This window comes from Microbacter sp. GSS18 (assembly GCA_029319145.1).
Taxonomy (GTDB): Bacteria; Actinomycetota; Actinomycetes; order Actinomycetales; family Microbacteriaceae; genus Microbacterium.
The window spans coordinates 1,079,533-1,093,028 of the sequence record CP119753.1 but is presented as its reverse complement, the minus strand read 5'-3'; the positions used below and the strand labels follow the sequence as shown (position 1 = coordinate 1,093,028).

At 72.5% G+C, this 13,496-nt stretch carries 12 protein-coding genes; all 12 read right to left on the bottom strand.

The window, feature by feature from the left end; genetic code table 11:
* Window positions 1-15: 15 nt before the first annotated feature.
* The gene (locus tag P0L94_05180) at window positions 16-2,979 is read right to left on the bottom strand and encodes a DEAD/DEAH box helicase (protein WES65460.1); all 2,964 of its coding nucleotides are present in this window, start codon (window positions 2,977-2,979) and stop codon (window positions 16-18) included.
* Between the two features lie 34 nt (window positions 2,980-3,013).
* Window positions 3,014-3,424: a transcription antitermination factor NusB gene (gene nusB / locus P0L94_05175; GenBank protein WES65459.1), complete on the bottom strand. Its 411-nt coding sequence runs from the start codon at window positions 3,422-3,424 to the stop codon at window positions 3,014-3,016.
* A gap of 19 nt (window positions 3,425-3,443) precedes the next feature.
* Window positions 3,444-4,004: an elongation factor P gene (efp, locus tag P0L94_05170; GenBank protein WES65458.1), complete on the bottom strand. Its 561-nt coding sequence runs from the start codon at window positions 4,002-4,004 to the stop codon at window positions 3,444-3,446.
* 102 nt (window positions 4,005-4,106) lie between these two features.
* The gene (locus P0L94_05165; GenBank protein ID WES65457.1) at window positions 4,107-4,565 is read right to left on the bottom strand and encodes a 3-dehydroquinate dehydratase; all 459 of its coding nucleotides are present in this window, start codon (window positions 4,563-4,565) and stop codon (window positions 4,107-4,109) included.
* A complete protein-coding gene (gene aroB / locus P0L94_05160; GenBank protein WES65456.1) occupies window positions 4,562-5,638 on the bottom strand; it encodes a 3-dehydroquinate synthase in 1,077 nt (358 codons plus the stop codon). The genes P0L94_05165 and aroB overlap by 4 nt, the downstream gene beginning before the upstream one ends.
* Window positions 5,635-6,156 (bottom strand): shikimate kinase, encoded by a 522-nt coding sequence (locus tag P0L94_05155; protein ID WES65455.1) that lies wholly within the window; start codon window positions 6,154-6,156, stop codon window positions 5,635-5,637. The genes aroB and P0L94_05155 overlap by 4 nt, the downstream gene beginning before the upstream one ends.
* Window positions 6,153-7,367, bottom strand: a complete 1,215-nt coding sequence (aroC, locus tag P0L94_05150) for a chorismate synthase (GenBank protein ID WES65454.1) — start codon at window positions 7,365-7,367, stop codon at window positions 6,153-6,155. The genes P0L94_05155 and aroC overlap by 4 nt, the downstream gene beginning before the upstream one ends.
* Window positions 7,368-7,371: 4 nt before the next feature.
* A complete protein-coding gene (locus P0L94_05145) occupies window positions 7,372-8,259 on the bottom strand; it encodes a hypothetical protein (GenBank protein ID WES65453.1) in 888 nt (295 codons plus the stop codon).
* Window positions 8,217-10,010: an endolytic transglycosylase MltG gene (gene mltG, locus P0L94_05140; GenBank protein WES65452.1), complete on the bottom strand. Its 1,794-nt coding sequence runs from the start codon at window positions 10,008-10,010 to the stop codon at window positions 8,217-8,219. The genes P0L94_05145 and mltG overlap by 43 nt, the downstream gene beginning before the upstream one ends.
* Complete coding sequence (gene ruvX, locus P0L94_05135) at window positions 10,010-10,477, bottom strand: Holliday junction resolvase RuvX (protein WES65451.1); 468 nt, start codon at window positions 10,475-10,477, stop codon at window positions 10,010-10,012. Before ruvX ends, mltG begins: the two co-directional genes overlap by 1 nt.
* Complete coding sequence (gene alaS, locus P0L94_05130; GenBank protein ID WES65450.1) at window positions 10,474-13,128, bottom strand: alanine--tRNA ligase; 2,655 nt, start codon at window positions 13,126-13,128, stop codon at window positions 10,474-10,476. The genes ruvX and alaS overlap by 4 nt, the downstream gene beginning before the upstream one ends.
* A 57-nt stretch (window positions 13,129-13,185) precedes the next feature.
* Complete coding sequence (locus P0L94_05125; GenBank protein ID WES65449.1) at window positions 13,186-13,464, bottom strand: hypothetical protein; 279 nt, start codon at window positions 13,462-13,464, stop codon at window positions 13,186-13,188.
* Window positions 13,465-13,496: the final 32 nt, after the last annotated feature.

Genomic DNA, 13,496 nt, shown 5'->3' with positions numbered 1-13,496 from the left:
CGCGCGCCCCGCGCGTCAGAGCGCGAACAGCTCCCGCACGTCCTCCGCGGTGAGCGACCGGGCGAGCAGATCGTCGTCGTCCATCACGGACTCGATCAGCCGCGCCTTCCGCTGCTGCAGCGCGAGGACCTTCTCCTCGATCGTGCCGGCGGCGACGAGGCGGTACACCATCACCGGCGAGGACTGTCCGATCCGGTGCGTGCGGTCGATCGCCTGCGCCTCGGCGGCGGGATTCCACCACGGATCCAGGAGGAACACGTAGTCCGCCTCGGTGAGGGTGAGTCCGACGCCGCCGGCTTTGAGGCTGATCAGGAACACCGGCGCGTCGCCGTCCCGGAAGCTCGAGACGACGTCGTCGCGTCGCCTGGTCGAGCCGTCCAGGCGCACGGAGGCGAGCCCTTCGGCGGCGAGGCGGCCCTGCACGATGTCGAGGTAGGACGTGAACTGGCTGAACACGAGCGCGCGGTGCCCTTCCGCCGCCAGTTCGACGAGCCGGGCGGTGAGGGTGTCGAGCTTCGCCGAGCGGATGCCCGCATCGCCGGCGTCGACGAGCTCGGGGGCGAGGCTCAGCATGCGCAGGAGCGTCAGCGACCGGAACACGATGAACCGGTTCCGGTCGAGGTCGGCCACCAGACCGAGGACCTTCTGCCGCTCGCGCTGCAGGACCGTGTCGTAGACCGCCCGATGCGCGGCGCTCAGCTCCACGTGGACGACCTGCTCCTGCCGCGGCGGCAGTTCGGCGGCGACGCGCTCCTTGGTGCGACGCAGGACGAAGGGCCGGATGCGGCGGCGCAGCCGCGCCAGTCTCGCGGCGCGGAACGGCCCGCCCTCGACGTTCTCGGGGACCTTGCCGTTCTCGATGGGGCCGATGAAATCGCGCCGGAACCGCGGCGCCGACGGGAAGAGGCCGGGCGAGGTCAGTGACAGCAGCGCCCACAGATCGGCGAGCGTGTTCTCCAGCGGCGTCCCGGTGAGGGCGAACACGGCGTCGGCGCGCAGGGCGCGGGCAGCGCGGTGCACGCGCGTGGCCGGGTTCTTCACCGACTGCGCTTCGTCGAGGACGACGGCCGCCCAGTCCACGTCCGCGTACGCGGCCTCGTCGAGCCGCAGCACCGCGTAGGAGGTCACGATCACGTGCGCGTCCCGCGCCGCCGCGGCGAGCTCCGTCGATGCGCGGGCCTGCGTGGACGCGGCGACGTGGACGCGGAGGCCGGGCGTGAAGCGTCCGGCCTCATCGCGCCACGTGCCCAGAACGCTCGTGGGGGCGACGACGAGGATCGGCCGGGTCTCCCCCGCCTCGCGGGTGTGCGCGGCCAGCGCCAGCGCCTGGAGCGTCTTGCCGAGCCCCATGTCGTCGGCGAGGATGCCTCCGAGGCGACTGCGCCACAGGAAGGCGAGCCAGTCGAAGCCGACCTTCTGGTACGGGCGCATGACGGCGTGCAGCGCCTCCGGCGCGGGCGTCTCGGGGATCGCCTCGAGGTCGCGCAGCCCCTCGATCGTCCGTCGCCACGACACGGCCGGCTCGGCCTGGTCGGCGAGGTCCTCGAAATCGGCCCAGACCGCGAGCTGATGCCGGTCGACCCTCGCGCCCTCCGGCTCCCACTCCACGACGTCGGCCGCCTCGTCGATGAGGTCCCGCAGCCGGTCGAGCGCGGGGTGCGCGAGCGAGAAGTGCGCGCCGTCGGAGAGCATCATGCGCCGCCGTCGCATGCTGAGGGCCGTGAAGAGGGCGCCGAAGGGGATGCGGCGGCCGTCGATAGTGACGACGACGCCGAGATCGAACCAGTCGGGCTCGGGGCTCTCGACGGCGGTGACCGAGATCTCGGGGACGCCGTCGAGTTCGCGGTACCGCGGCGCGGGCCCGGACGTCTCGATGCGCACGCGGTCGAGCGCGGTGAGGGCGGGCAGGATCTCGGTGCCGAACGCGAGCGCGTCCTCGCCCGTGAGCGTGAGCGGGGCGTGGGCGATGCCCGGCGGCGGGTCCCACAGCGGACGGATCCGCTCCAGCGTCGCCGCCTCCGCCGCGGCGTCCCGGTCCGACGAGCGCTCCCCCGCCGCGAAGGGCAGCCGGCCGAGCCCGGCGTACTCCCACGCCGCGCCGACCGTCGTGCGGTCGGGATCGGCGTACGTCACCGCGACGACGAGCACGGGGGGCGGCGGTGCCGGGATCGACACGCCGGGTCCCGGCGTCACGCGCTCCCGGCGCGCCAGGCGCGGAGCGTGGCCGGTGAGGAACTCCGTCGCCTCGGACCCCGGCACCGACACGGGCGATCGGGCGGTGAGCAGCCGGCGGGCGGTCTCCCCCAGCGCCGCGCGGGCGAGTGTCACGTGCACCGCCTCGCCCTCGAACCGGTGGACGTGGATGCCCGAGTCGCCGATCGGCCGCGTGCGGGCGGCATCCGCGACGGCGCCGTCGATTCGCACGAGCGGGGCGAGCACGTAGCCGCCGCCCGCGCGCGCGTCGACGGCGACCGCCACGTCGGCCTCGCGCGCCACGCCCACCGTCGTGTTCCGGCGCACGCCGACGAGGTCGACGCCATGGTCGCCCGCGCGCTCGAGATGCGCCCACAGCAGGTCCGAATCGACGGTGTCGAGGACGAGCCAGTCGGACAGGTCGGAGTACGTCGCAAGGCTCCGCATCTCGCGGGCGATGCTGTGCAGCTGCGCGAACCAGCGCGCCGGGGCCGTGGCGAAGCGGTCGCCCGGGCGCCGCACCGCGTCCCATGACGCATCGCCCTTCACCCACGTCCCCGTCGAGGCCCCGGGAACCATGGGCCGCACTCCGAGCACGACGTCCTCGGGCGCACGATCCGCCGCGCGCGCGGTCGCGGGGGTCAGACGCCGCGGCGCCCAGGCGGAACCGTCGCGTGCGCGCACCAGCAGGTCGACGCCGAGCGCGAGGGGCACGCCCTCGTCGGCGTGCACCCGCGGCGACACGATGCTGCGCCACGCGGTGGCGTCGGCGTCGTCGGCGCGCATGGGCTCCATCCTGGCGGACGTCCCGGACGTCGGGTCAGGAGGCGCGGGCGATGCGGGCGAGGACGCCGTGCACGAAGGCGCCGGACTCCTCCGTCGAGAACTCCTTCGCCAGCTCCACCGCCTCGTCGATCGCGACCGCGGTGGGCACGTCCTCGTTGTAGAGGATCTCCCACGCGCCCACGCGCAGCAGCGCGCGGTCCACAGCAGGCATGCGCGCGAGCGACCAGTCCTTGGCGAACGTCGTGATCTGCTCGTCGATCGCCTCGCGGTTGTCGACGATGCCGTCGATGATCTCGCGCGCGTAGAGCCACGACGCTTCGCGGGAGGGCTCGCCCGCGGCGCGCTTGGCCTCCGCGGCGAGGATCGCCGGCAGCTCTTCGCCGCGGACGTCGGCCTGGAACAGGATGTCGAGCGCGCGCTTGCGCGCCTTCGTGCGGGCACTCATGGGCGGAGTGGGGGCGCGATCAGTTCACACGGCCGAGGTAGTCGCCCGTGCGGGTGTCGACCTTGACCTTGGTGCCGGTCTCGAGGAACAGCGGGACCTGGATCTCGTAGCCGGTCTCGACGGTGGCGGCCTTGGTGCCCGCAGACGAGCGGTCGCCCTGCAGGCCCGGCTCGGTGTACGTGATCTCGAGGACGACCGAGGCCGGCAGGTCGAGATACAGCGGGTTGCCGTCGTGCAGGGCGATCGTGACGTTCTGGTTCTCCAGCATGAAGTTCGCCGCGTCCCCGACGACGGACGCGGGCACGTTGATCTGGTCGTAGTCGTCCAGGTCCATGAAGACGAAGCTCTCGCCGTCGTTGTACAGGTACTGGTAGTCGCGACGGTCGACGTTCTGGATGTCGACCTTGGCGCCGGCGTTGTACGTCTTGTCGACGACCTTGCCGCTGATGACGTTCTTCAGCTTCGTGCGGACGAACGCCCCGCCCTTGCCCGGCTTGACGTGCTGGAACTCCACGACGCTCCAGAGCTGTCCGTCGATGCTGAGGACGACGCCGTTCTTGATGTCTGCGGTGGAAGCCATGGAAGGGATGATCCGTTTCGTGTCGGGGACAGCGTGCGCGACGGGCGGCGTGGCGCACGCCCGACGTTCCATCGTAAGGGATGCCGGGGTCGGACGCCGGATTCAGCCGTCGGCGGCCCCCGTGACGACCTCGATGAGCCGGGTCGTCGCGGTGGCGTATCCCGGCACGCCCTCGCCGATGACGTGCACCGCGGCGACGTCCCTGACATACGAGAAGTGCCGGAACGACTCCCGCTCGTACACGTTCGAGATGTGGATCTCGGCCACCGGCAGCGCGACGCCGGAGAGGGCGTCGCGCAGGACCACCGACGTGTGCGTCAGGCCGCCGGGGTTGATGACGATGCCCGCGCAATCCTCGCGCGCGGCGTGGATGGCGTCGATGAGCACACCCTCGTGGTTGCTCTGGACCGACCGCACCTCGAAGCCGTGGGCGGCCGCGGTCTCGTGAACGAGGCGCTCGACGTCGGCGAGCGTGTCCGCCCCGTAGATCCCGGGCTCGCGCGTCCCGAGCAGATTCAGATTGGGCCCGTTGACCAGCAGCAGGCGACGCGGCGCGCTCATCCGGCGACCTCCTGATAGGCGGCGAACAGGAGCGACTCGTCGGGGGCCTGCAGCACCGTGGGCTTGGCGATGTCGTCGAGCACGATGAAGCGCAGCATCCCGCCGCGGCTCTTCTTGTCGCGCTGCATCGTGGCGAGCAGCTGCGGCCAGCCGCCCGGGCGGTAGGTGGTGGGCAGCCCGAGGCTCTCGAGGATGTCCCGGTGGCGCGCGGCGGCGTCGTCGGAGAGTCGTCCGGCCAGCCGCGACAGCTCGGCGGCGAACACCATCCCCACCGAGACGGCCGCACCGTGGCGCCAGCGGTACCGCTCGGCGTGCTCGATGGCATGGCCGAGGGTGTGACCGTAATTGAGGATCTCGCGCAGCCCGGCCTCGCGCAGATCCTCACCCACGACGCGGGCCTTCATGGCGATGGCGAGTTCGATGCTCCGCCGGAAGGCGTCGCTGCGCGGCTCGGTAGCGTCCTCCGGATCGGCCTCGACGAGGTCGAGGATCTCGGGCTCGGCGATGAAGCCGGCCTTGACCACTTCGGCGTAGCCCGCGACCCGCTCATTGCGCGAGAGCGTGTCGAGCAGGTCGAGATCGCACAGCACGGCGCGCGGTGCCCAGAAGGCGCCGACGAGGTTCTTGCCCTCGGCGGTGTTGATGCCGGTCTTGCCGCCGACGGCGGCGTCCACCATCCCGAGCACCGTGGTGGGCACCTGGACGACGTCGACGCCGCGCAGCCATGTCGCGGCGACGAAGCCCGCGAGGTCGGTGACCGCTCCCCCGCCGAAGCCGACGACGGCGTCGGTGCGGGTGAAGTCGGCCTTGCCCATGACCTGCCAGCAGAACGCGGCGACCTCGACGCGCTTTCCCGCCTCGGCATCCGGGATCTCGGCGAGCAGCACCTCGCGGTCGCCCACGAGGCCCTCGCGCAGCGACTCGGCCTGCGCCGCGAGCGTCGGCGGATGGATCACGAGGACCTTGCGCGCCGCCGGAGGCAGCGCCGCGCCCAGGGTCGAGAGGATGCCGCGGCCCACCGTGATGTCGTACCCGGCGTCGCCGGTCACGCTGATCGTCGTCTGCTCGGTCACGATGCCTCCTCGTCTCGTCGCACCCACGCGACGATGTCCTCCACCACGCGCTGGAGCGGTCCGCTGGATGTGTCGAAGGTCACGTCGGCGAGGCCTTCGTAGATGGGCCGGCGCTGCGCGTAGATCTCGTTCCACCGGGCCATGGCGTCGCCGCCGTCCGCCAGGAGCGGCCGGGCCGATCCTCGGACCCGCGAGGCCACGATGCGCGGCTCGATCGTCAGGAGCACGACCCGATGACCCGCCAGGTCCCGGCGGGTGGCGGGGTCCAGCACGGCGCCGCCGCCGAGCGAGACGACGCCGCCGCCCTGGAGCGCGCGCTCGACGGCGGCGCGCTCGATCTGCCGGAAGCGCGTCTCGCCCTGCGCGCGGAAGATCTCCTCGATGGGGCCGTGCTCGCGCACCACGGCGGCATCCGTGTCGGCGAACTCCAGGCCCAGGGCCTTGGCGACACGACGACCGACGCTGGTCTTGCCCGCGCCCATGGGGCCGATGAGGACGATGGCGCCGCCGTCGCTCATGCTCCGAGCGTCGCGTCGCTGGCGGTGGCCGTGCGCAGGGTCTCCGGGATCGCGTCGAGGTAGCCGCGCAGGTTGCGGGCGGTCTCGCCGACGCTGTCGCCGCCGAACTTCTCCAGGATCGCCTCGGCCAGCACGATGGCGACCATGGCCTCGGCGACGACGCCCGCGGCGGGCACGGCGCACACGTCCGAGCGCTGGTGGTGCGCGGCGGCCGTGTCGCCGGTCGCGACGTCGACGGTCCGCAGCGCGCGGGGAACCGTGGCGATGGGCTTCATGCCCGCGCGCACGCGCAGGACGGTGCCGGTGGACATGCCGCCCTCGGTTCCGCCGGCCCTGTCGCTGGAGCGCGAGATGCCGTCGTCGGTGGCGAACAGCTCGTCGTGGGCGGCGGACCCGCGGCGCCGGGTCGTCTCGAACCCGTCGCCGACCTCGACGCCCTTGATCGCCTGGATGCTCATGAGCGCCTGCGCGAGCCTGCCGTCGAGGCGCCGGTCCCAGTGCACGTGGGAGCCGAGGCCCGGGGGAAGCCCGTACGCGAGCACCTCGACGATGCCTCCGAGCGTGTCGCCGTCCTTGCGCGCCGCGTCGACCTCGGCGACCATGCGCTCCGAGGTCCCGGGGTGGAAGCAGCGCAGCGGATCGGCGTCCAGCGCTTCGACGTCCTCGGGCGCCGGGAGCGGCGCATCCTCGGGCGCGCGCACCGGGCCGATCGAGAGCGTGTGGCTGACGAGCCGGATGCCCAGTTCGCTCAGGAACGAGCGCGCGACGGCGCCGAGAGCCACGCGCGCGGCCGTCTCGCGGGCGCTGGCGCGCTCGAGGATGGGGCGGGACTCGTCGAAGTCGTACTTCTGCATGCCGACGAGGTCGGCGTGCCCGGGGCGCGGCCGTGTGAGGGCGGCGCCGCGGCCGCGAGAGCGGTCCGAGAGCTCGGTGGGCTCGGGGCTCATGACCTCGACCCACTTGGGCCATTCGGTGTTGCCGATGCGCAGGGCGATCGGGCTGCCGAGGCTGAGCCCGTGGCGGACGCCGCCCGAGATCGTCAGCTCGTCCTCCTCGAACTTCATGCGCGAGCCGCGGCCGTAGCCGAGCTTGCGACGCGCGAGGTCCGCCTGGATGGCGGCGCGCGAGACCGGGACGCCGGCGGGCAGTCCCTCCATGATGGCGACGAGTTCTGGGCCGTGCGATTCGCCGGCCGTGAGCACGCGGAGCATTCGTCTAGTCTCCCATGCCCTCCGCGAGCGCTCCGCGCATCGCGGTGAGTATGACGTCCTCGTGGTCGAGAGGAGCCTCGGCGTCGCCGTTCGCGAAGACCCTCACCTGCAGCAGCGCCTGATGGAGCAGCATGCCGAGCCCGGAGACCGCGGTCAGGCCGGCCGCCGCCCACGCGCGGGACAGCGACGTCGGCCAGTGGCCGTACACGACGTCCATGAGAAGTCCGCCGCCCGCCGCCAGCGCCGCCGTCGCCGCCGCCGGCAGGCGGGCGTCCCCGGGGATCGTCGAGACGGTGAGCGGAACGGGAGCGTGTGCGGGCGCGCTCAGGGGCATCGGGACGACCGTGACGCCCAGGCGATCGCCGAGGGCGACCAGCGGCGCGGCGGCGGGCGGGCGCCGGGCGATGACTTCGATCCGCCGCGCGCCCATCTCGGCGAGGGCGACGAGCGCGGATGCCGCCGTGGCTCCCGCCCCGACGATGCGCGATTCGATCAGCCCGTCGATCCCCTCGTCGTGGAGGGCCCGGACGATGCCGCCGACATCCGTGTTGAAGCCGACCCGCCCCTCCGGCTCCAGGAGCAGCGTGTTGACGGCTCCGGTCAGCTCGGCGCGGCGGTCGCGGACGGCGGCGGCCGCATAGGCCCGTCCTTTCAGCGGCATCGTGCACGAGAGCCCCCGCCACGTGCCGTCCAGCCCCGCGAGGGCGGAGGCGAACTGCTCCTCGCCCACCTGGCGTCGCTCGTAGGTCCAGTCCAGCTCCAGGACGGCATACGCGGCCGCGTGCAGCCGCGGCGAGCGGCTGTGCGCGATGGGGTCTCCCCACACCGCCAGCCGCGTCGCGCTCTCGCTCAGCACCCCGAGTCCGGGTTCGCCGCGCACCAGTCCTGCCATTGCGCCACGGCGCGGTTGTGGTCGGCGAGGTTCGTCGTGAAGACGGTCTCCCCCGTGTCGAGGTTCACCGTCACGAAGTACAGCCAGTCGCCGTCCGCCGGGTGCATGGCGGCGTCGATCGCCGTGTCCCCGGGGTTCGCGATCGGGCCGACCGGGAGCCCGGGGTTCACATACGTGTTCCACGGGTTGTCGTCCTCGAGCGCCTCGGCCGACGAGCTGACGGTGCCGTCGTGCATCTCTCCGTAGCCGTACTGGGCGGTCGAGTCCATCTGGAGCAGGCCGAACGTCTCCTGGTTGTTCGGGTCCATGCGGTTCTCGATGACGCGGGAGACCCGGTAGAAGTCGTCTTCGAAACGCGCCTCGCGCTGGATGATCGAGGCGATCGTGAGGATGCGCTGGCGGTCGGCCTCCGGCACGCCGGCGGCGTCGAGCGACTCGACGGTGCGGTCCACCATCGCCTGGATGACGCCCGTCGCGGTGATGCCCGGGTCGAACGTGTACATCGCCGGGAAGAGCCAGCCTTCGAGGCTGTCGGCCGAGACGCCGAACTGCGACGGGTCGCCCACAGCGCTGGTGAAGTCCTCGAGCGGCAGTCCGAGCCCCTCGGCGAGGATCGGGAGGGTCTGGTCCACCGTGAGCCCCTCGCGCAGCAGCGCGGAGTTCTCGAGCTTGTTGGCGGGATCCTGCAGCATGTCGAGCGCCGCTGCCGAGGTCATCCGCTGCTGGAGCCGGTAGACGCCGGGATAGAACGTCGGGTTCTGACCCGTGTCGATGAGGTGGTCGTAGAAGGCCTCGGGGGTCTTGGTGACACCCGCTTCGAAGAGCGACTGCGAGATGTTGGAGGGGACATCGCCCGAGCTGATGGTCAGCAGGGCCTCGCCGGTGGCCTGGCCCGCCTCGTAGTCCTGGGGCTCCTCCCAGCCCATGACCGACCGGATCTGCTCCTCGTACGTGTTCCACACCCACAGTCCGCCGGCGCCGATGCCGCCGAGGATCACGAGCACGACGCCGAGGGCGATCCATCCGCCGATGCGGCGCTTGCGCTTGTTCTTGGGCGGGGGGACGGCGCCCATCTCGTCGCTCGAGCTGGCGCCCGAGAAGAGGTCCTCCAGGCTGGGCTCGCGCGGCGCCTGGGCTGTCGCCTCCGGCGTCGCGGGCTCCTCCGCGGTGGGAGTCGGTCCCGTCGTGCCGGTGCGGCTGTACGGCAGCGCCGGTGTGGTCGCTGCCTGCGCGGTGCCGATGAAGCCGGCCCACGCGTCTTCCTCGGCCGCGTCCGCGTGGTCGTCCTGGGCGACGACGGTGCGTCGCGGAGCCGCGAGCAGGGCCGTGTCGTCGACCGGCTCGGAGGCGGTGCGGTCGACCGCCGATGCCGGCGCGGTATGCCACTCCGGCTCGGTGCTCGCCGCCTGCGGGGCGGCCGCGGCGCGCGGTGCCGACTCGTTCGGCGCCGTTGCCGGCCGGGCGGGGGCGGCCGCACGGGGAGCGGCCTGGGGCGCCGGCGCGGACGGCCGGGCGGGGCTCGCCTGAGCCGGGGAGGCCGCCGCCGGCTGCTGCGCGGCGGCGGCGCGTGCCGCCGCTTCGCGCGCCTCGCGGCGGGTCATGGGGGCGGCAGCGGCCGCCGGGGTCTCCGACGAGCTCCTCGTCGGCGGCTGCGTGGGCTCGGACCTCTCGGCTCGCCGGCTGTCGGCGGCCGGCCGGGAGGGGCGGCCGAACAGATCCGCGAAGGGGTCGTCGAACGAATCGGGTGTCATCAGGCGGGCTCCTGGGGGATGGAGGATCCGGCCGGTTTCCCCGAGCTCTTTTCGACATCCAATGCCTGCTGCAGGAGGACCACGGCCGCGACCTGATCGACAATGCTACGTGAACGTCGCTGGGTTCGCCCCGCATCACGCAGCGCGGCGTGCGCCGAGACGGTGCTCAGGCGCTCGTCGACGAGCCGCACCGTGCGTCCGGATGCCGCCTGCAGCGCGGCCGCGAACTCGCGCGCGTCGACCGTCGAGGCGGTGTCCTCACCGCGCAGGTTGACGGGAAGTCCGACGAGGATCTCGAGTGCGTCGTGCTCGTCCGCCAGCGCCGCCACGCGTGCGGTCGCCTCGTCGTTGCGCGGCACGGTCTCGAGGGGCGTGGCGAGCAGGCCGTCGGGGTCGCAGCGGGCGACGCCGACGCGGGCCCTGCCGACATCGACGCCCAGCCGCACTCCCCGACGGAAACCGCTCACGCCGCCAAGGCCTCCGAAATCGACGTCAGCGCGGCGGGCATCGCCGAAACGTCGGTCCCGCCTCCCTGGGCCACGTCGTCGCGGCCGCCGCCGCCGCCGCCGAGCACGCCCGCGGCGACCTTGACGAGCGCGCCCGCCCTGGCGCCCGCCGCGCGTGCGGCCTCGTTGGCGGCCACGACCACGATCGCGCGTCCGCCGACGTCGGCGCCGAGCGCGACGACGCCCGCGTCGGACCCGAGGCGGTCGCGCACCTGGAGTGCGACGGTACGCACGTCGTCGGCCGAAGCCGCCGTGCCGAGCGACTGGGCGACGACACGGTACGGTCCGGTCGTGGTCGCGGTCGCCGCCAGTGCGGGGGCGCGGTCGGCGAGGGCCTGCGCCTCGAACGCGGCGATCTTCTTCTCGGCCGCCTTCAGGCTCGCCGTGAGCTCGGCGATGCGCGCGGGCAGCTGGTCGCGCGGGGTCTTCAGGGTCGAGGTCAGCTGCGACACCAGCGCACGCTCGGCGGCGAGGGAGCGGAAGGCGTCGAGCCCGACGAGCGCCTCGACGCGGCGGTTGGAGGCGCCGACGCTCGACTCGCCGACGAGGCTGATCAGGCCGACCTCGGCGCTCGTGGCGACGTGCGTCCCGGCGCACAGCTCGCGGGACCACGGGCCGCCGATGTCGACCATGCGCACGGTCTCGCCGTACTTCTCGCCGAACAGCGCCATCGCGCCGAGGGACTTGGCCTCATCGAGGGCCAGCACGCGCGTGGTCACCTCGAGGTTCTCGCGCACCGCCGTGTTCGCGATCTCCTCGATCTCGGTGCGCGTGTCCTCCGACAGCGCCTGCGACCACGCGAAGTCGAATCGCAGATAGCCGGCGCGGTTGAGCGATCCGGCCTGGGTCGCCGTCTTGCCGAGGGTGTCGCGCAGGGCGGCGTGGACGAGGTGGGTCGCCGAATGCGCCTGGCGTGCCTGGCGGCGGTTCTGCGCGTCGACGACCGCGCGCGCGGCCTGTCCGACGCCGACCTCCCCCGACGTCACCTCGACGGTGTGGCTGACGAGCCCGGGAACGGGCTTCTGCACGTCGAGCACCTCGAGTTCGAACCCGGGCCCGACGATGACGCCCTTGTCGGCGACCTGGCCGCCGGACTCGGCGTACAGAGCGGTCTCGGCGAGGATGACCTCGGCGATCTCGCCCTGCGTCGCGCGGTCGGCGGCACGACCGTCGATGAGGATCCCGAGCACGCTGGATTCGGTCTCGAGATCGGTGTAGCCGGTGAAGACCGTCTCGCCGTGTGCGCGCAGCTCACGGTACGCCGCGGGATCGGCGAGGGCGCGCTTGCGCGACTTCGCGTCGGCCTTGGCCCGCGACCGCTGCTCCTGCATGAGGGTGTCGAACGCGGCCCGGTCGACGCTGAGGCCCGCCTCCTCGGCGATCTCCAGCGTGAGGTCGATCGGGAACCCGTAGGTGTCGTGCAGCAGGAACGCCTCGGCGCCCGCGATCGAGGTGCCGCCGGCGTCCTTCGTCTTCTCCACCGCCAGATCGAGGATCGTCGAGCCCGATGCGAGCGTGCGCAGGAACGTCTCCTCCTCGGCGAACGCCGACCGCGAGATGCGCTCCCAGTCCTCGGTGACGACCGGGTAGGCCGACGACATCGCGTCGCGCGACGCGGTGAACAGCTCGGGGAAGGTCGCCACGTCCACGCCGAGCAGACGCATCGAGCGGACGGTCCGGCGCATCAGGCGCCGCAGGATGTAGCCGCGACCCTCGTTGGAGGGGGTGACGCCGTCGGAGAGCAGCATGAGCGACGAGCGGACATGGTCGGCGATGACGCGGAAGCGGACGTCGTCCTCGTGGTTCGCGCCGTAGGCGCGCCCCGAGAGGTCGACGGCGCGGTCCAGCACCGGACGGACCTGGTCGGTCTCGTACATGTTCTCGACGCCCTGCTTGATGAACGCGACGCGCTCGAGGCCCATGCCGGTGTCGATGTTCTTCTGCGGAAGCTCGCCGACGACGTCGAACTCCGTCTTGGAGCGCACGTTGGTGATCTCGTACTGCATGAACACGAGATTCCAGATCTCGGTGAACCGGTCGTCGTCCACCGCCGGCCCGCCGTCGCGGCCGTACTTGGGCCCGCGGTCGAAGTAGATCTCGGAGCACGGGCCGGCAGGTCCCGGCTGGCCCGTCGACCAGTAGTTGTCGGCGGCGCCGAAGCGCTGGATGCGCTCCTCGGGCAGACCGATCCCACGCCACAGGCCGAAGGCCTCGTCGTCGTCCTCGTAGACGGTGACCCACAGATCACGTTCGTCGAAGCCGAGCCCGCCCGAGGCCTCGGGGGCGGTCAGCAGCTCCCACGCGTACTCGATGGCGCCCTGCTTGAAGTAGTCGCCGAAGGACCAGTTGCCGAGCATCTGGAAGAACGTGCCGTGGCGTGCGGTCTTCCCGACCTCTTCGATGTCGTTCGTGCGGATGCACTTCTGCACGTCCGCGGCGCGCGGATACGGCGCGGGGACGGTGCCGTTGAGGTAGGGGATGAACGGCACCATGCCCGCGATCGTGAACAGGATCGACGGGTCGGGGCTCACGAGCGAGGCCGACGGGACGATGGTGTGGTCGTTCTTCTCGAAGTAGTCGAGGTAGCGCTGCGCGATCTCAGCGGTCTTCATTGCGGTCCTTGCGGTGGGCGGTCTTCTCCCCCGTGAGGGGGAGGCTGTGCATGGGGGTCAGTCGGCGGACTTCGCCGCGGCGGCGTCGGCGACGGCCTCGGCGGCCGCCTCGCGTGCGGTCTGCACGGCGCCGGCCGCGGCATCCTTCACCTCGTCGGCGAGTCCGGCGATGCGCGACTCCTGCTCGCGGTACGCGTCGCCGATGCGGTCGGTGAACTGCCCGATGCGGGCGTCCACCTCGGCCAGCAGCTCGTGTCCGCGGGGGTCCTTGTTGACCAGGTGCGCGAGTACGAACCCGCCGGCAATGCCCAACAGGAACCACAGCAGATTCTTCATGTCACCACTTCCTCGACCGCGGGCGCGGCATC

What these genes read in the sequence shown, in the direction of transcription:
- P0L94_05180 (WES65460.1), bottom strand. Translation starts at nt 2,979, where the DNA reads ATGCGCGCCGACGACGCCGACGCCACCGCGTGGCGCAGCATCGTGTCG.
- nusB (WES65459.1), bottom strand. Translation starts at nt 3,424, where the DNA reads ATGAGTGCCCGCACGAAGGCGCGCAAGCGCGCGCTCGACATCCTGTTC.
- efp (WES65458.1), bottom strand. Translation starts at nt 4,004, where the DNA reads ATGGCTTCCACCGCAGACATCAAGAACGGCGTCGTCCTCAGCATCGAC.
- P0L94_05165 (WES65457.1), bottom strand. Translation starts at nt 4,565, where the DNA reads ATGAGCGCGCCGCGTCGCCTGCTGCTGGTCAACGGGCCCAATCTGAAT.
- P0L94_05155 (WES65455.1), bottom strand. Translation starts at nt 6,156, where the DNA reads ATGAGCGACGGCGGCGCCATCGTCCTCATCGGCCCCATGGGCGCGGGC.
- aroC (WES65454.1), bottom strand. Translation starts at nt 7,367, where the DNA reads ATGCTCCGCGTGCTCACGGCCGGCGAATCGCACGGCCCAGAACTCGTC.
- P0L94_05145 (WES65453.1), bottom strand. Translation starts at nt 8,259, where the DNA reads ATGGCAGGACTGGTGCGCGGCGAACCCGGACTCGGGGTGCTGAGCGAG.
- mltG (WES65452.1), bottom strand. Translation starts at nt 10,010, where the DNA reads ATGACACCCGATTCGTTCGACGACCCCTTCGCGGATCTGTTCGGCCGC.
- alaS (WES65450.1), bottom strand. Translation starts at nt 13,128, where the DNA reads ATGAAGACCGCTGAGATCGCGCAGCGCTACCTCGACTACTTCGAGAAG.
- P0L94_05125 (WES65449.1), bottom strand. Translation starts at nt 13,464, where the DNA reads ATGAAGAATCTGCTGTGGTTCCTGTTGGGCATTGCCGGCGGGTTCGTA.